Origin of the sequence: Erwinia sp. CGal63 (assembly GCF_037026505.1) — a bacterium.
Classification (GTDB): Bacteria; Pseudomonadota; Gammaproteobacteria; order Enterobacterales; family Enterobacteriaceae; genus Erwinia.
Map to the genome: position 1 here is coordinate 223,228 of NZ_JAKUMN010000004.1, position 18,198 is coordinate 241,425.

The 18,198-nt window shown below is 55.8% G+C and carries 15 protein-coding genes; 10 read left to right on the forward strand and 5 right to left on the reverse strand.

The window, feature by feature from the left end:
* Positions 1-96: 96 nt before the first annotated feature.
* Positions 97-1,254 (forward strand): CdaR family transcriptional regulator, encoded by a 1,158-nt coding sequence (locus MKZ79_RS14455; protein WP_336143111.1) that lies wholly within the window; start codon positions 97-99, stop codon positions 1,252-1,254.
* Positions 1,255-1,350: 96 nt separating this feature from the next.
* On the opposite strand, the gene MKZ79_RS14460 is transcribed toward MKZ79_RS14455, so the two are convergent.
* The 5 genes from MKZ79_RS14460 to map all read right to left on the reverse strand — a co-directional run bounded on the left by MKZ79_RS14460 (position 1,351) and on the right by map (position 7,618).
* Positions 1,351-1,743 (reverse strand): DUF3461 family protein, encoded by a 393-nt coding sequence (locus tag MKZ79_RS14460; protein ID WP_336143114.1) that lies wholly within the window; start codon positions 1,741-1,743, stop codon positions 1,351-1,353.
* A 302-nt stretch (positions 1,744-2,045) separates the two neighbouring features.
* Positions 2,046-2,870, reverse strand: coding sequence for a 2,3,4,5-tetrahydropyridine-2,6-dicarboxylate N-succinyltransferase (gene dapD, locus MKZ79_RS14465; RefSeq protein ID WP_336143115.1), 825 nt, complete (start codon positions 2,868-2,870; stop codon positions 2,046-2,048).
* Positions 2,871-2,980: 110 nt separating this feature from the next.
* Entirely contained in the window at positions 2,981-5,617 is a 2,637-nt protein-coding gene (glnD, locus tag MKZ79_RS14470) for a bifunctional uridylyltransferase/uridylyl-removing protein GlnD (RefSeq protein WP_336143116.1), read from the reverse strand.
* A 198-nt stretch (positions 5,618-5,815) separates the two neighbouring features.
* Positions 5,816-6,421, reverse strand: coding sequence for a hypothetical protein (locus MKZ79_RS14475; protein WP_336143118.1), 606 nt, complete (start codon positions 6,419-6,421; stop codon positions 5,816-5,818).
* Positions 6,422-6,823: 402 nt separating this feature from the next.
* Complete coding sequence (gene map / locus MKZ79_RS14480; RefSeq protein ID WP_336143119.1) at positions 6,824-7,618, reverse strand: type I methionyl aminopeptidase; 795 nt, start codon at positions 7,616-7,618, stop codon at positions 6,824-6,826.
* Positions 7,619-7,947: 329 nt separating this feature from the next.
* Here map and rpsB point away from each other — a divergent pair, with 329 nt between their 5' ends.
* The 9 genes from rpsB to bamA all read left to right on the forward strand — a co-directional run bounded on the left by rpsB (position 7,948) and on the right by bamA (position 18,190).
* Entirely contained in the window at positions 7,948-8,673 is a 726-nt protein-coding gene (gene rpsB / locus MKZ79_RS14485) for a 30S ribosomal protein S2 (protein ID WP_336143120.1), read from the forward strand.
* 205 nt (positions 8,674-8,878) lie between these two features.
* The gene (tsf, locus tag MKZ79_RS14490; RefSeq protein WP_336143122.1) at positions 8,879-9,730 is read left to right on the forward strand and encodes a translation elongation factor Ts; all 852 of its coding nucleotides are present in this window, start codon (positions 8,879-8,881) and stop codon (positions 9,728-9,730) included.
* 143 nt (positions 9,731-9,873) lie between these two features.
* Positions 9,874-10,599, forward strand: a complete 726-nt coding sequence (pyrH, locus tag MKZ79_RS14495; RefSeq protein WP_336143124.1) for a UMP kinase — start codon at positions 9,874-9,876, stop codon at positions 10,597-10,599.
* Positions 10,600-10,712: 113 nt separating this feature from the next.
* A complete protein-coding gene (gene frr, locus MKZ79_RS14500) occupies positions 10,713-11,270 on the forward strand; it encodes a ribosome recycling factor (protein ID WP_336143126.1) in 558 nt (185 codons plus the stop codon).
* Positions 11,271-11,393: 123 nt separating this feature from the next.
* On the forward strand, positions 11,394-12,596 hold the full coding sequence (gene ispC, locus MKZ79_RS14505) for a 1-deoxy-D-xylulose-5-phosphate reductoisomerase (RefSeq protein ID WP_336143128.1): 1,203 nt from the start codon (positions 11,394-11,396) through the stop codon (positions 12,594-12,596).
* 153 nt (positions 12,597-12,749) lie between these two features.
* Positions 12,750-13,502: a (2E,6E)-farnesyl-diphosphate-specific ditrans,polycis-undecaprenyl-diphosphate synthase gene (gene ispU / locus MKZ79_RS14510; protein ID WP_336143131.1), complete on the forward strand. Its 753-nt coding sequence runs from the start codon at positions 12,750-12,752 to the stop codon at positions 13,500-13,502.
* 18 nt (positions 13,503-13,520) lie between these two features.
* Positions 13,521-14,378, forward strand: a complete 858-nt coding sequence (gene cdsA, locus MKZ79_RS14515) for a phosphatidate cytidylyltransferase (protein WP_336143133.1) — start codon at positions 13,521-13,523, stop codon at positions 14,376-14,378.
* Positions 14,379-14,386: 8 nt separating this feature from the next.
* Entirely contained in the window at positions 14,387-15,736 is a 1,350-nt protein-coding gene (gene rseP, locus MKZ79_RS14520) for a sigma E protease regulator RseP (protein WP_336143135.1), read from the forward strand.
* A 51-nt stretch (positions 15,737-15,787) separates the two neighbouring features.
* Positions 15,788-18,190: an outer membrane protein assembly factor BamA gene (gene bamA, locus MKZ79_RS14525; RefSeq protein ID WP_336143136.1), complete on the forward strand. Its 2,403-nt coding sequence runs from the start codon at positions 15,788-15,790 to the stop codon at positions 18,188-18,190.
* Positions 18,191-18,198 lie beyond the last annotated feature (8 nt).

An 18,198-nucleotide genomic window follows, 5' to 3' on the forward strand; every position in this document is an offset into this window, starting at 1 on the left:
ATTTTTCCACTCTGGATCACGCCTGGGGCATTTGCCTGATGTCGTGGCGTCAGCCTGCGGGTATGCTGGCCCGACAAGACTTTTCAGGAGTGACGAATGGCCACCTATCATCTCGATGCCCGGCTGGCGCAGGAAATCGTCGCCCGGACCATGAAAATAATTGACAGTAATGTCAACGTGATGGACGCGCGCGGCCGGATTATCGGCAGCGGCGATCGGGAACGTATTGGGGAAATGCACGAAGGCGCGCTGCTGGCGCTTTCGCAGGCGCGAATTGTAGATATCGACGAGGCGGTGGCGAAGCATCTTCACGGCGTGCGTCCCGGCATCAATTTGCCTATGCGCATTGACGGTGAAATCGTCGGCGTTATCGGCCTGACCGGCGAGCCGGAGTCGTTACGGCACTACGGCGAACTGGTCTGCATGACCGCCGAAATGATGCTGGAACAGGCGCGACTGCTGCATATGCTGGCGCAGGACAGCCGCCTGCGCGAAGAGCTGGTATTGAATCTGATCCGCAGCGATACGCTCTCTCCGGCGCTGAGCGAGTGGGCGCAGCGGCTGCGCATCGATCTTAATCAGCCGCGCGTGGTCGCGGTGGTAGAGGTCGACAGCGGGCAGCTTGGCGTGGACAGCGCCATGTCGGAGCTGCAGCAGCTGCAAACGCTGCTGACCACGCCGGAGCGGGACAACCTGATCGCCATTGTTTCATTAACCGAGATGGTGGTGCTGAAACCAGCTTTTAATTCGCATGGCCGCTTTGATGCGGAAGATCACCGTAAACGTGTGGCGCTGCTGCAGTCCAGGATGAAAGAGAGCGGACAGCTGCGGATGCGCATCGCGCTGGGCAACTTCTTTACCGGACCAGGCAGCATTGCCCGCTCTTATCGTACCGCGCGTACGACTATGCTGGTGGGCAAGCAGCGAATGCCGGAGCAGCGCAGCTATTTCTATCAGGATCTGGTACTGCCGGTGCTGCTGGACAGCCTGCGCGGCGGCTGGCAGGCGGAGGAGCTTTCCCGACCGCTGGCTAAACTTAAGGCAATGGATAATAACGGGCTACTGAGAAGAACGCTGGTCGCCTGGTTCAGCCATAACGTACAGCCTTCGGCCACCGCGAAAGCGCTCTATATCCATCGTAATACGCTGGAGTATCGGCTTAACCGCATTTCGGAACTGACGGGCCTGAATCTGAGTAATTTTGATGACAGGCTGCTGCTCTATGTCGCGCTGCAGCTCGATGATGAACCCTGATAAACAGCACGCTGGCTAAAAAGCGGAGAAGAAAAAAAATGCGCCGGAAAAGCGTTCCGGCGCATTTAGTAACGTTTAACAGCACCGTTCGCGCGATTAGTGACCGTTGCGCGTCAGTTTTTCTAAATCGGCTTCGATCTCGGCAATCTTGTTGGTAACTACGCCTTCAAGATGACGGAGATCGTCCAGAATTTTGCGTTTCAGATCGACTTCCGCCCGATCGCGCTGGCAAATCTGATCCAGCTCGTCGATAACGTAGCGCAGGTTAGGGCTAATCTCCTGAATCTCTTTAAAACCCTGGCTGACGTTGTCGGCCACCACGGTTTTACGCTGGCGCGGGTATTTAAATTTGACGCTTTTTGCGAAAAACTCGCCCTTGTCCTTGCGGAAATAGATTTTCAGGATGTCGTTGCTGGCTTCCTGACGCAGGCTGTAGCGATCGATGTCGTCAGGATTGGCGATACCTAAACCTTTCAGATTGTCATACATAAGATTTTTTCCTGTGCGGGAGAATAAAAATATGCTGCGATTCACAAATATTCTGCGGGTCAACACGCCGTTTCTGGCGAATGCGTGGCACATTGCCCATTCTGTCTTTTCCAGGCCTGCTCGTCCCGTGCTCAGCTGAGTATATGTGAAAATCTGAAAAAGGGGCCGGTACGCCTGATGGCGCGGATTATCGCCTGGTTATTGCGCAATAGCATTACTTATTTCGCGGGGGAAAACATCTTTTTGCGGCTGCGCTGTAAAGAAAAGATGACGGGCCGCGGAAGGCGGCCCGGAAGGAAAATTTAGTCGATAGTGCGCAGCAGTTCGTTGATGCCGACCTTGCCACGGGTTTTCGCATCCACTTTTTTTACGATAACCGCACAGTAGAGGCTATAGCTGCCGTCTTTAGAAGGCAGGTTGCCGGAAACCACCACGGAACCGGCAGGCACGCGGCCGTAGTGTACTTCGCCCGTTTCACGATCGTAGATTTTGGTGCTCTGACCGATGTAAACGCCCATGGAAATGACCGCGCCTTCTTCAACAATCACGCCTTCAACGATTTCTGAACGCGCGCCGATAAAGCAGTTGTCTTCGATAATGGTTGGGTTAGCCTGCAGCGGCTCCAGCACGCCGCCAATGCCGACGCCGCCGGACAGGTGAACGTTTTTACCGATCTGCGCACAGGAACCTACGGTTGCCCATGTATCTACCATCGAGCCTTCGTCCACGTAGGCGCCAATGTTAACGTAAGAAGGCATCAGCACGGTGTTACGTGCGATAAAGGCGCCCTGGCGAACGGCAGCAGGCGGTACTACGCGAAAACCCTCTTTCTTAAAGCGCGCATCATCGTAGTCGGCGAATTTCATTGGCACTTTGTCGTAGTAGCGGCTTTCGGCGCCCTCAATCACCTGGTTGTCATTGATGCGGAAAGAGAGCAGCACGGCTTTTTTCAGCCACTGATGCGTCACCCACTGGCCGTCGATTTTTTCGGCCACGCGCAGCGCGCCGCTGTCCAGCAGCGCGATAACCTGGTTTACCGCTTCCCGCGTTACCGTATCGGCATTAGCGGGGGTGATCTCGGCGCGGTGCTCAAAGGCGCTCTCAATAACACTCTGTAATTGTTGCATTAATTCAGCTTTCCTGTGTCAAATCATGTTTTGGGGCGAATTTTACGGCCTCTATGGTAAAAAAAGGCCGATCCGATTGCGCCCGCAAACGGGGTAAAAGTAAATCCTGGTCACACTTTATCGTTTGGATTAAGGGCCTCTGTCAACCGTTGTCGCAGCTCGTGACGTAATTCGCGGCTGAGCGCGCGTCGATCGCTGTTCGCCAGGATAAAGAGATCCTCAACTCTTTCGCCTATGGTGCTGATGCGCGCGCCGTGCAGCGAAACATTAAGATCGGCGAAGATCTCTCCCACGCGGGCCAGCAGACCGGGCTGATCGAGCGCGATCAGCTCCATGTAGGTGCGCCTGTCGGTGTGGCTCGGCAGAAACTTGACCTCGGTATCCACGCTAAAATGCTTTAACCGGGCTGACTGGCGACGCATTCTGGCCGGCTGAAAGCTGCTTTGTCCGATGGCCTGCTCCAGCGCCTGGCGGATGGTTTCATGCCGATCCGGCGCCAGCGGACTGCCGTCCGGCTCCAGCACGATAAATGTGTCCATCGCCATGCCGTCACGGCTGGTGAAGATCTGCGCGTCGTGTACGCTGAGATTGCGACGATCCAGCTCGCCCGCGACGGTGGCGAAAAGATAGGGCCTGTCAGGACTCCAGATAAAGATCTCTGTGCCGCCGCGGGTCGCCTGCGGACTCAACAGAACCAGCGGCTGCGAGAGATCGTGCTCCATCAAATGGCGGGCATGCCAGGCCAGCTGATTCGGCGTGTGACGCAGGAAATAGTCCGCGCGACAGCGCGCCCAGATATCGCGCAGCGCCTGTTCGTCCAGGTTATCCATACGCAGCAGCGCCAGCGCCTGCAGACGATGATGCCGGACACGCTCACGCAGATCCGGACTGTGCTCCATGCCGCGCCGCAGCTGTTTTTCGGTAGCGAAGAACAGCTCGCGCAGCAAACTCTGCTTCCAGCTGTTCCATAACGTTTCATTGGTGGCGCAGATATCCGCTACCGTCAGGCAAACCAGATAGCGCAGGCGGTTCTCGTTTTGCATCACTTCGGCGAACTGCTGGATTTCCGTGGGATCCTGAATGTCGCGGCGCTGCGCCGTCACCGACATCAGCAGATGATGGCGCACCAGCCAGGCAACGAGCTGAGTTTCCCGTGAATTCAGTCCGTGCAGCTCAGCGAACGCCAGCGCGTCCTGCGCGCCCAGAACAGAGTGATCGCCGCCGCGGCCTTTAGCGATATCGTGAAACAGCGCGGCCATCAACAGCAGTTCCGGCTGAGGCAGGCGCGGCCAGATTTCCACGCAGAGCGGATGGCGCGGACGAGTCGTCTCATCCGCAAAACTCTCCAGCTTCTGCAGAACGCGAACGGTATGCTCATCCACGGTGTAGGCGTGAAACAGGTCGAACTGCATCTGGCCGACGATATTGCCCCATTGCGGCATATAGGCCCACAGCACGCTATGGCGATGCATCGGCACCAGCGCCCGGCTGACCGCGCCCGGATGGCGCAGAATCGACAGAAACAGCTGGCGCGCTTCGGGAAGCGTGCACAGCGGCTGCTGGAGATGGCGACGGGCGTAACGCAGCTGGCGCAGCGTTGTGGAGTAGATACCGGTAATATTCGGCGTTCGCACCATAGTGTAAAACATACGCATAATGGCGACCGGATCGCGCGTAAACAGCTTTTCGTCGATCAGGTCGATCAGCGTGCCGCGCAGCTGAAACTCATCGTCGATGGCGCGCGGCTTCTCATCCTCGCCCAGCGCCAGAATCGCCTCGTCAAACAGCTGCAGCAGCATCTGATTCAGCTCGCCGATACGACCGGTAACGCGATAGAAATCTTTCATCATTCGCTCGACCGGCTCGTTGCCTTCGCCCTGATAGTTCAGACGCTGCGCCACGTTCAGCTGACGATCGAACAGCAGCCGGTTGTCGTAACGACTAAGCGTCAGATGCAGCGCGAAACGCATCCGCCAGAGCAGCGTCTGGCATTCGTTCAGCTCGTTACGCTCGGCCTGGGTCAGAAAGCCAAAACCAACCATTTCATCCAGCGAGGTGGCGCCGAAGTGACGGCGCGCGACCCACAGCAGCGTGTGAATATCGCGCAGGCCGCCCGGGCTGCTTTTAATATCCGGCTCCAGGTTATAACTGGTGCCGTGATAGCGCTGGTGACGCTCCTGCTGTTCGGCGATTTTAGCAGCGAAGAAACGATCGGAAGGCCAGAAGCCTTCGCTGAAAACGTTTTTCTGCAGCTCAAGAAACAGCGCCACGTCGCCGGTCAGCAGGCGCGACTCAATCAAGTTGGTGGCGACGGTCAGATCCGACAATCCTTCCAGCAAACACTCTTCCAGCGTTCTGACGCTGTGGCCCACTTCCAGTTTTAAATCCCACATCAGCGTCAGCAGCTCGCTGGCGCGCTGAGCATCCTGTTCGGAGAGGGGACGCCGGCTCAGAATCAGCACGTCGATGTCGGAAAGCGGATGCAGCTCGGCCCGGCCATAGCCGCCAACGGCGACCAGCGCGATATCCTGCTGTTCAGGGAAACCATAGAAACGCCACAGGCGACGCAGCAGACGATCGATAAACAGCGTGCGGGCAGCGATAAGATGCTCAACGGCCTCGCCCGCGTCAAAAGCCCTGGCCAGCTGCTGCTGGAAACGATCGAGATGCTGTTTTAACGCTTCCCGCGTCAGCTCTTCATCCTGCCATTCGGCAGCCTGCCCGTAATCTTTCAGTATCGTACTCACGCCAGCGCTCCCGCATTTTCTGCCGCATAAAGACAAGCAGTGACAATAGCGTTTCCTGGCGCCTGAGATCAAAAAATTCCAGCGGCGCGGGTTTGATTTTTTTTGCGCGGTCGCCATACGGCGACAGGCGACGCGATAAAGCAGCATCGGCCAGGAGCGGAGCACAATTTTCTGCTGGCAGGATAAAAGTTGCCGCGGTTACCTGAACCAGGCGCCGACGGCAGCGATAGCCGCCAGCGTCGCAGGAATAACCGTTAGCAGCAGCACCGTTTGTTTGCTTATGGCTTTGCGCAACTCTTCGTGGAAATAGCCACGTGTACTGGCCATTTCTTCTTTAAGCTTGCCATGAATAGTGCTTATTTCAGTTTTAAGCCCACCGCATATAGTCGCCATGTCGCTTCTAAACTCGCCGCGCATGGCTGCCGTCTCTTCTTTAAATTCGCCGCGCATGGCTGCCATCTCTTCCTTAAACTCGCCGCGCATAGCTGCCGTCTCTTCTTTAAACTCACCGCGCATAGCTGCCATGTCACTCTTAAACTCGCCGCGCATAGCTGCCATCTCTTCTTTAAATTCACCGCGCATAGTCGCCATCTCCGTACAGATATTCGCTATATCCACTTTGGTGGCGAAATTTTCAGAGCGAATAGTCAGGATGTTGACATCCTGTCTGATAGCGGCGACATCCTGCTCAAGTTTTCCTACGCGTCGTACAAGATTATCCGTCATGTTTCCTCCTCCATCACCGCCTGCGAAAGCGGGTAATGTCCGTTCACTCTCAAGGTCAATTAAGGCGGCATGGCTCATGATCGCCTCCTTTTTCTTTGGCGACCTCCAGCCCGGTGGTCAGAGAAAATCTGTGTTGATAACACCTGAACAGGCGTTGATTGAGGATTTTTCTTGATAAAGAGGGTATTGCCATAATCACGATCTCCCTGGGTAACGAAAGTGCTTCCTGCACGAAAACGCAGGGTTAAATACCCTTACGCTTCTCGTGGTTTGTGCAGTTTATAACCCAATAAAAAATCCTGTCCAGAAAAACTTTCCTGTTGTTTCCAGAAAATAGCAATGGGGAAGGCACCGCAGATGTTCGCGGGTCAGGCAGCGCGTGTTATGGGGAGATTAATTCGTGGGATCGACGTGGTGAAAAAGGTTAGCGCCAGGCAGACGTCCCGACAGCGACAGGCGCTGCCGGGGAAGGCTCAGGGATCAAGCCTCGGCGGTTAAAATAGCCGGAATAGTGTCGTCTTTACGCAGCGTCATGATCTCGCAGCCGGTTTCCGTCACCACGATGGTATGTTCGTACTGAGCGGAGAGACTGCGATCTTTGGTTTTTACCGTCCAGCCGTCTTTCATGCTGCGGATACGGTAGTCGCCTGCGTTGACCATAGGTTCGATAGTGAAAGCCATACCGGCCTGCAGCACCACGCCGCCGTCATCTGCATCGTAGTGCAGCACCTGCGGCTCTTCATGGAAGCCTTTACCGATGCCGTGACCGCAATATTCACGCACTACGGAAAAATCCTGTGCTTCGACGAATTTCTGAATTTCACGTCCGATAGTGCGCAGGCGAATGCCCGGCTTCACCATGCGCAGCGCCAGGTAGAGGCTCTCCTGGGTGACGCGGCACAGACGCTCGCCCTGGATAGTAGGTTTACCGACGATAAACATTTTAGAGGTGTCGCCGTGATATTCGTCCTTGATGACCGTCACGTCGATATTAACGATATCGCCATCTTTCAGGATCTTGTCGTCGCTTGGAATGCCGTGGCAAACCACTTCGTTGACCGAGATACAAACGGACTTGGGAAAACCGTGATAGCCCAGACTGGCCGAAACCGCTTTCTGAGTGTTAACGATATAGTCATGACACAGGCGATCGAGTTCGCCGGTGCTGACGCCCGGTTTCACGTGCTCTTCGATCATCTCCAGCACTTCGGCCGCGAGGCGACCGGCTACGCGCATTTTTGCGATTTCTTCAGGGGTTTTGATTGTAATTGCCATTAATTTAGTCCGCAGCTGTCGCTATTTTCGACAATAATAGAGGAAGTGCAGCAATGGTAGCAGTCCGCCTGGCCGCTGCCAATTCCCGTTTAGGGCGCGGGCGGTAAAGCGAACAATCATTGGCTTCATGGGTGGCTTTATGGTATAAAGCGCGCCGACGATTCTCTGTGGGCAAGATTGCAGAGAAACGCATAACTCTCACTATGTGTAAATAACACACATGTATCGACACGTACGCCGGGGTGCCTTAAGCGCTGCGCAAGCGGCCCGAGAGGTCGGTCGTATGGGATACATGGAGGCTTAACCCCAACTCATTTACAGAGGTAATCATGGCAACTGTTTCCATGCGCGACATGCTCAAGGCTGGTGTACACTTCGGTCACCAGACCCGTTACTGGAACCCAAAAATGAAGCCATTCATTTTCGGCGCTCGTAACAAAGTTCACATCATCAACCTTGAAAAAACCGTACCAATGTTCAACGAAGCCCTGGCTGAACTGAACAAAATCGCTGCCCGTAAAGGCAAGATTCTGATGGTTGGTACCAAGCGCGCTGCAAGCGAAGCGGTAAAAGAGTCTGCGCTGAGCTGCGATCAGTTCTTCGTAAACCATCGCTGGTTAGGCGGTATGCTGACTAACTGGAAAACCGTTCGTCAGTCCATCAAGCGCCTGAAAGATCTGGAAACTCAGTCTCAGGACGGCACTTTCGACAAGCTGACCAAAAAAGAAGCGCTGATGCGTGCTCGTGAGCTGGCCAAGCTGGAAAACAGCCTGGGCGGTATCAAAGATATGGGCGGCCTGCCGGACGCGCTGTTCGTTGTTGATGCAGACCACGAACACATTGCTATCAAAGAAGCTAACAACCTGGGCATCCCGGTTTTCGCTATCGTTGATACTAACTCTGATCCAGACGGCGTTGACTACATCATCCCAGGTAACGATGATGCAATCCGTGCTGTAAGCCTGTACCTGAACGCCGTTGCCGCCACCGTGCGTGAAGGTCGCTCTCAGGATCTGGCTCAGCAGGCTGAAGAAAGCTTCGCTGAAACTGAGTAATAAGGTCTGCTCCACAGAGAGCCCTTATACCCGTCAGGGTAAAATCAGATGTTAATCTGTAAGGGGCCTTAATTGGCCCCTTTATTTTGAATTCGCTTTGCTGCTGGTTATTCATCGGCAGGGCAATATTTCTCCCGCGAACAGGCACCTGTCGTGGCGTCAAACGGCGAACCGGGCGGGTGCTGAGCTAACCGAGGATTCGAGAATGGCTGAAATTACTGCTGCTCTGGTAAAAGAACTGCGCGAGCGCACTGGCGCTGGCATGATGGATTGTAAAAAAGCGCTGACCGAAGCTAGCGGCGACATCGAGCTGGCGATCGAGAACATGCGTAAATCTGGCGCGATCAAAGCGGCGAAAAAAGCAGGCAACGTGGCTGCTGACGGCGTGATCAAAACCAAAATCGAAGGCAACTACGGTGTGATCCTGGAAGTTAACTGCCAGACCGACTTCGTTGCTAAAGACAGCGGTTTCCAGGCGTTCGCTGACAAGGTGCTGGATGCGGCTGTTGCCGGCAAAATCACCGACGTTGAAGTACTGAAAGCGCAATTCGAAGAAGAGCGCGTGGCGCTGGTTGCTAAAATCGGTGAGAACATCAACATTCGTCGCGTTGCTTCCCTGGAAGGCGATGTGCTGGGCAGCTACCTGCACGGCGCACGTATTGGCGTACTGATCGCCGCTACCGGCGCTAACGAAGAGCTGGTTAAGCAGCTGGCGATGCACGTTGCCGCAAGCAAGCCAGAATTCGTTAAGCCAGAAGACGTTTCTGCTGAAGTGGTTGAGAAAGAGTACCAGGTTCAGCTGGACATCGCTATGCAGTCCGGCAAGCCGAAAGAAATCGCAGAGAAAATGGTTGAAGGCCGCATGAAGAAATTCACCGGCGAAGTTTCTCTGACCGGTCAGCCTTTCGTTATCGACCCGTCTAAAACCGTTGGCCAGCTGCTGAAAGAGCAGGGCGCTGACGTTGTTAACTTCATCCGCTTCGAAGTGGGCGAAGGTATCGAAAAAGCTGAAACCGATTTCGCAGCAGAAGTTGCAGCGATGTCCAAACAGTCTTAATCGATTGACCAGAACCGCCATCCGGCGGTTCTTTTTTATCCGCCGAATCCGGCAATTTTCAGTCTCATCCCAATAGTATTTTCCTAACGTACGCGGGATGATAGCGCAGATTTAAATCTTCTATAGCTTCCAGGAAAAAAACCATGGCGACCAATGCAAAACCTGTTTATCAACGTATCCTGCTGAAACTGAGCGGCGAAGCTCTGCAAGGCGCGGAAGGCTTCGGTATCGACGCCAGCGTGCTGGATCGTATGGCTCAGGAAGTGAAGGAACTGGTCGAGCTGGGTATTCAGGTTGGCGTGGTTATCGGTGGCGGTAACCTGTTCCGCGGCGCAGGACTGGCGCAGGCCGGCATGAACCGCGTCGTGGGCGACCATATGGGTATGCTGGCGACCGTGATGAACGGTCTGGCGATGCGTGACGCGCTGCATCGCGCCTACGTCAACGCTCGCCTGATGTCGGCTATTCCGCTGAACGGCGTCTGCGACAACTACAGCTGGGCAGAAGCGATCAGCCTGCTGCGCAATAACCGCGTGGTGATTTTCTCCGCCGGTACCGGCAACCCGTTCTTCACCACAGATTCAGCGGCCTGCCTGCGCGGTATCGAAATCGAAGCGGACGTGGTGCTCAAGGCGACCAAAGTGGATGGCGTCTACTCAGAAGATCCGGTAAAAAATCCGGACGCCACGCTGTACGATCAGCTGAGCTATACCGAAGTGCTGGATCGTGAACTGAAAGTGATGGATCTGGCCGCCTTTACGCTGGCCCGCGATCATAAACTGCCGATCCGCGTGTTCAATATGAACAAGCCAGGCGCGCTGCGCCGCGTAGTGATGGGTGAAAAAGAAGGCACCCTGATTACGCAATAAGATCCGTTAGGGCGTAAAATAAGGTATATTCAGCCTTTGTAGTGCGTTACGCACGCTAACAGATAGCTAACAGGCTTAGCCTGTCAGGTTAACCAGAATTCAAGGGTTACAACGTGATTAACGAAATCAGAAAAGATGCTGAAACGCGCATGGAAAAGTGCCTGGAAGCATTTAAAAACCATATCAGCAAAATCCGTACCGGCCGCGCCTCGCCAAGCATTCTTGACGGCATCATGGTCGATTATTACGGCTCCGCCACGCCGCTGCGTCAGCTGGCAAGCGTAACGGTTGAAGACTCCCGCACGCTGAAAATCAACGTGTTCGATCGCTCTATCAGCGCGGCCGTTGAAAAAGCGATTATGGCGTCCGACCTGGGTCTGAACCCAAGTTCGGCGGGCAGCGATATTCGCGTGCCGCTGCCGGCGCTGACGGAAGAGCGTCGTAAAGACCTGATCAAAATCGTGCGCGGCGAAGCCGAGCAGGGTCGCGTCTCCGTGCGTAACGTTCGCCGTGACGCCAACGATAAGGTAAAAGCGCTGCTGAAAGACAAAGAGATCAGCGAAGATGAAGAGCGTCGTTCACAGGATGATATCCAGAAAATGACCGACCTTTTTATCAAGAAAGTTGATGCCGCGCTGGCAGAAAAAGAAGCGGAGCTGATGGACTTCTGAGTCGATCCGCGCCGTGACTTAACGCCGTACAGATTGCCGTCTCCGGATGGCAGTCTTACGGCGTTTTGCGTTTAATCCTTTACCTGGCGAGCCGCTCGTCCGGTCACTACACAGAGCATTTTCATGAAGCAACTGACCATTCTCGGTTCCACCGGTTCAATCGGCACCAGCACGCTGGCCGTTATCAAAGCGAATCCCGACCTGTTCGCCGTTAAGGCGCTGGTGGCCGGACGTAACGTCGGGCTGATGATCGAGCAGTGTCTCGCTTTTCGGCCCGCTTACGCGGCAATGGCGGATGAAGCTTCCGCCAGCGCGCTGCGGCTGCGGCTGAAAGAGCTGAACGTGGCGACAGAGGTGCTGTGGGGCGAGCAGGCGGCCTGCGACCTGGCCGCGCTGGACGAGGTGGATCAGGTGATGGCGGCGATTGTCGGCGCGGCGGGACTGCTGCCGACGCTGGCGGCGATCCGCGCTGGTAAAGCCGTGCTGCTGGCCAACAAGGAGTCGCTGGTGACCTGCGGCCAGCTTTTTCTGGAGGCGGTCAGCGAATTTAAAGCGCAGCTTCTGCCGGTCGACAGCGAGCATAATGCCATTTTTCAGAGTTTGCCCGCTTCCCTCCAGCGCCAGTTAGGATACGCTTCCCTGCAGGATAATGGCATCGACAGCATTATTCTTACGGGATCGGGTGGCCCTTTTCGCGAAACGCCGCTGGCAGACCTGGCGCAGATGACGCCAGACCAGGCCTGCGCGCATCCGAACTGGACGATGGGGCGAAAAATCTCCGTCGACTCGGCCACCATGATGAATAAAGGTTTGGAATATATTGAAGCTCGCTGGCTGTTTAACGCTACCGACGCGCAGATGGAAGTGATCCTGCACCCGCAGTCGGTGATCCACTCGATGGTGCGCTACCGTGACGGCAGCGTACTGGCGCAGATGGGGTCGCCGGATATGCGCACGCCGATCGCTCATGTTATGGCCTGGCCGCAGCGCGTGCACTCAGGCGCGAAGCCGCTGGATTTTGCCCGCATGGGCGCCATGACTTTTGCCGAGCCCGACTACGCTCGCTACCCTTGCCTGAAGCTGGCTATCGACGCCTGTAAAGCAGGGCAGGCCGCCACTACGGCGCTGAACGCCGCCAATGAGATCGCCGTCGCCGCCTTTCTCGCCGCGCAAATTCGCTTTACCGACATTGCGAGCGTGAATATGCACGTTTTAGAAACGCTCTCCTGCCGTGAGCCGGAAAGCGTGGAAGCGGTGCTGGATATCGACAGGCGCGCGCGCGAGGCGGCGAAAGCCAGCCTGACACGCTTTGCCGCGGCGGGCTAAACAGCGTGCGTTTGTGGGGCAGGGTTGGAGGTGATACAATCTGCGCCCGTTCTGAGAGCGATTATCGGCCGTCGCTGCGACAGGCTTTTAGCCAGGCGGGCAAACTATTTCAGAAACCGTCGTATTTCTGATTAAAGGAAATAATTACGCGTTATGTCGTCCGAAAAGCAAATAAAAACCGATGACCAGCCGGGAGAATATCCCCGCCACGTGGCCATTATTATGGATGGCAATGGCCGTTGGGCCAAAAACCAGGGGAAAATGCGGATTACCGGCCATAAGGCGGGCGTGAAGTCCGTGCGCCGCGCGGTAAGTTTTGCCGTCAGCAACAAGCTGGACGCATTGACCCTGTACGCCTTCAGCAGTGAAAACTGGAACCGTCCTCCGCAGGAGGTTATGGCGCTGATGGAGCTGTTCGTCTGGGCACTGGACAGCGAGGTGAAAAGCCTCCATAAACATAACGTACGCCTGCGGATTATTGGCGATACGAGCCGATTTAACGCGCGTTTGCAGGAGCGTATCCGGCGCGCCGAAGAACTGACTCAGCAAAATAATGGACTTACCCTGAACATTGCCGCGAATTATGGCGGACGTTGGGATATTATTCATAGCGTCAGGAAAATTGCGGAGCAGGTGCAGGAAGGTCTGGTGCGTCCGGACCAAATCGAAGAGGAAACTCTCGCCCGGCACCTTTGTCTCAACGATCTGGCGCCGGTGGATCTGGTAATAAGGACAGGGGGAGAGCATCGAATCAGTAACTTTTTGCTGTGGCAGGTCGCCTATGCGGAGTTCTTTTTCACCGATGTTCTCTGGCCTGATTTTGATGAACAAGTTTTTGAAGGTGCACTGAATGCGTTTGCACAACGAGAGCGTCGCTTTGGCGGCGCAGCACCCGGCGGCGCCTGAGCGCACTGGGGGTAATCCTTGCTGAAGTCACGCCTGATTACCGCGTTGATACTTATTCCGATTGTGATTGCGGCGCTGTTTCTGCTGCCGCCTCCTGGCTTCGCTATCGTCACGCTGGCCGTCTGTATGCTGGCGGCATGGGAGTGGGGACAGTTCGCTGGCCTCGCTTCACGCTCCCAACGCGTCTGGCTCGCCGTCCTGTGCGGGCTGCTGCTCGCCGTGATGACGCTCACGCTGCCTGCTTATCACCATTCCGTTCATCTTCCTCAGATCGCAGGTTCGCTCTGGACGGCGCTCGGCTGGTGGATTGTCGCGCTGCTGCTGGTGCTGACCTATCCCGGCTCGGCGGCGCTGTGGCGCAAGTCCCGTGTCCTGCGCCTGCTGTTTGGTATTCTGACCATAGTGCCCTTTTTCTGGGGCATGGTGGCGCTGCGTCAGTATCATTACGACACGGATCACTTCGCCGGTGCCTGGTGGCTGCTCTACGTGATGTTTCTGGTGTGGGGCGCGGATTCCGGTGCCTATATGTTTGGCCGCCTGTTTGGCAAACACAAGCTGGCGCCGAAGGTTTCTCCTGGCAAAACCTGGGAAGGTTTTTTCGGCGGTCTGCTTACTGCGGCCGTCATCGCCTGGCTGTTTGGCCTTTGGGCGCCACTGAGCGTATCGCCAGCAGCGCTGTTGACCTGCTCCATCGTCGCCACGCTGGCGTCGGTGCTGGGCGATCTGACTGAAAGTATGTTTAAGCGTGAAGCCGGGATCAAAGACAGCGGACAGCTTATTCCCGGCCACGGCGGCATTCTGGATCGTATTGACAGCCTGACGGCGGCGGTGCCGGTGTTTGCCTGTCTGCTGCTGCTGGCTTTCGGCACGTTATAAGGGACGTTATGTTGAGTATACTCTGGAGCCTCGGGGCCTTTATCGTTGCGCTGGGCATATTGATTACCGTGCACGAATTCGGCCATTTCTGGGTAGCGCGCCGCTGCGGCGTCAAAGTCGAACGGTTTTCTATCGGCTTTGGCAAAGCGCTATGGCGACGTCGCGACAGCCAGGGCACCGAGTATGTCATCGCGCTTATCCCGCTTGGCGGCTATGTCAAAATGCTCGACGAACGCGTTGAGAGCGTGCCGCCAGAACTCCGCCATCTCTCCTTTAACAACAAAACCGTAGCGCAGCGTGCCGCCATTATCAGCGCTGGCCCGCTGGCGAACTTTTTGTTTGCCGTCTTCGCTTACTGGCTGGTTTTTATTATCGGCGTGCCTGGCGTTCGGCCAGTGGTTGGCGAAATAGTAAGCGGTTCGCAGGCTGCTGAAGCGCAAATTGCGCCGGGAATGGAACTTAAGGCCGTTGACGGTATCGAAACGCCTGACTGGGAAGCTGTACGTATGGCGCTGGTGGCCAAAATTGGCGACCAGCAGACTACACTAAGCGTGGCGCCTTTTGGCACCGACCAGGTTCGGGACGTTCGGCTTGATTTACGCGACTGGCATTTTGCGCCAGACAGAGAAGATCCGGTCGCTTCGCTGGGCATTCGCCCTCGTGGCCCGCAGGTGGAAACCGTGCTGGCGGAGATACAAACCGGCTCGGCAGCGGCCAGAGCAGGTTTGCAAGCGGGCGACAGGATCGTTAAAGTCGGGGGTCAGCCGTTAAACCAGTGGCAGCAATTTGTTGCCGAGGTTCGCGAAAACCCGGGTAAACCGCTGGCGGTAGAAGTTGAGCGACAGGGCGCGTCTGTTTCCCTGACGCTGACGCCAGATGTGAAGCCCGGCAAAGGAGCGGAAGGATTCGCAGGCGTGGTCCCGCGCATTATTCCACTGCCGGACGAATATAAAACGGTACGCCAGTATGGGCCGTTTGCGGCCGTTGGCGAAGCCGGCGCGAAAACCTGGCAGCTGATGAAGCTGACGGTGACGATGCTGGGCAAGCTGATTGTTGGCGAAGTGAAGTTGAACAATCTCAGCGGGCCGATTTCGATCGCCCAGGGTGCTGGGATGTCGGCGGAATATGGCTTGATTTATTACCTGATGTTTCTTGCGCTGATCAGCGTGAACCTCGGGATTATCAATCTGTTCCCCTTGCCGGTATTAGATGGTGGGCACTTGCTGTTTCTGGCGATCGAAAAGATCAAAGGTGGGCCGGTGTCTGAGCGAGTTCAGGACTTCAGTTATCGCATTGGCTCGGTTTTGCTGGTGCTGTTAATGGGGCTTGCACTATTCAATGATTTCTCGCGTCTCTGACAGGCAAGCCTGTTCGATGCGAGAACCAGTTAGGAAGAATGCATAACAACGATGGCGATGAAAAAGTTGCTCATAGCGTCGCTGCTGTTTAGCAGCGCCACCGTATACGCGGCTGACGGCTTCGTGGTGAAGGATATCCATTTCGAGGGGCTGCAGCGAGTCGCCGTCGGGGCGGCATTGCTTAGTATGCCTGTCCGCGTTGGAGATACCGTCTCCGATGATGATATCAGTAATACCATCCGCGCTCTTTTTGCGACCGGGAACTTCGAAGATGTTCAGGTACTGCGCGACGGCAACACGCTGATCGTTCAGGTGAAAGAGCGCCCAACCATTGCCAGCATCACCTTCTCCGGCAACAAGGCGGTGAAAGATGACATGCTCAAGCAGAACCTTGAAGCCTCCGGCGTGCGCGTGGGCGAAGCCCTTGACCGCACCACCATCTCGTCCATCGAGAAAGGGTTGGAGGACTTCTACTACAGCGTCGGTAAATATAGCGCCAGCGTAAAAGCCGTGGTCACGCCGCTGCCGCGTAACCGCGTCGATCTGAAGCTGGTCTTTACCGAAGGCGTTTCCGCGAAAATTCAGCAGATTAACGTGGTCGGCAACAAAGCCTTCAGCTCGGATGAACTGATCTCCCGCTTCCAGCTGCGTGACGAAGTGCCGTGGTGGAACCTGGTCGGCGACCGTAAATATCAGAAGCAGAAACTGGCGGGCGACTTAGAAACGCTGCGCAGCTTCTATCTGGATCGCGGCTATGCGCGTTTTAATATCGATTCGACGCAGGTCAGCCTGACGCCGGATAAAAAAGGTATCTACATCACCATCAACATTACCGAAGGCGATCAGTACAAGCTTTCCGGCGTGGTGGTTAACGGCAGCATGGCCGGGCACTCGGCGGAAGTCGAATCCCTGACCAAAATCGAGCCGGGCGAACTCTATAACGGCGCCAAAGTCACCCGCATGGAAGACGACATCAAAAAGATGTTCGGTCGCTACGGCTATGCCTATCCACGCGTGATGACCCAGCCGGAAATCAACGATGCGGATAAAACCGTCAAGCTGCACGTCAACGTGGACGCGGGCAACCGCTACTACGTGCGCAAAGTGCGTTTCGAAGGCAACGACACCTCGAAAGATTCCGTTCTGCGTCGTGAAATGCGCCAGATGGAAGGTGCCTGGCTGGGCAGCGATCTGGTGGAGCAGGGCAAAGAGCGCCTGAACCGTACCGGCTATTTTGAAACGGTGGAAACCGATACCCAGCGCGTACCGGGTGCGCCCGATCAGGTAGACGTGGTCTACAAGGTTAAAGAACGCAACACCGGTACCTTTAACTTCGGCGTGGGCTACGGCACCGAGAGCGGCGTCAGCTTCCAGGTCGGCGTTACTCAGGATAACTGGCTGGGCACAGGTAACACCGTTGGTATCAGCGGTACCAAAAACGATTACCAGACCTATGCGGAATTCTCTCTGACCGATCCGTACTTTACGGTTGATGGCGTCAGCCTGGGCGGCCGCGTCTTCTACAACGACTTTAAAGCGGACGATGCGGATCTTTCCGACTATACCAACAGAAGTTATGGTCTGGACGGCACGCTGGGCTTCCCGGTTAACGAGAACAACACGCTGCGCGTGGGCCTCGGCTATGTGCATAACGATCTGTCTAATATGCAGCCGCAGGTTGCGATGTTCCGCTATCTGCGCTCCGTAGGCCAGGATCCGAGCATCAACAGCGATGCGGATTACTCAGCCGATGACTTCACGTTTAACTACGGTTGGACATACAACACGCTGGACCGCGGCTTCTTCCCGACTTCGGGTAACCGCACCAACCTGAACGGCAAGGTTACTATTCCGGGTTCGGATAACGCCTTCTATAAAGCGACGCTGGATACCCAGCAGTATCTGCCGCTGAATCAGGATCGTACCTGGGTGCTGTTGGGTCGTGGCCGCGTAGGCTACGGCGACGGCCTGAACGGCAAAGAGCTGCCGTTCTACGAGAACTTTTACGCCGGTGGCTCCAGCACCGTACGTGGTTTCCGCTCGAACACCATCGGTCCAAAAGCGGCTTACTACAACAACGGTTCCAGCAACTGTTCTACGGGCACGCTGTGTGACTCTAACGACGCCGTGGGCGGCAACGCGATGGCGACAGCCAGCGCCGAGCTGATTACCCCAACGCCGTTCCTCAGCGAAAAATACGCCAATTCCGTGCGTACCTCGCTGTTCGTGGATGCCGGTACCGTGTGGGATACTGCCTGGGAAAATACCGCAGAGACGCGCGCGGCAGGTATTCCTGACTATAGCGATCCGGGCAATATCCGTATGTCGGCCGGTCTGGCGCTGCAGTGGATGTCGCCGCTGGGGCCGCTGGTCTTCTCTTATGCCCAGCCATTCAAGAAATATGATGGGGATAAAGCCGAGCAGTTCCAGTTCAATATTGGTAAAACCTGGTAAGCTTGCAA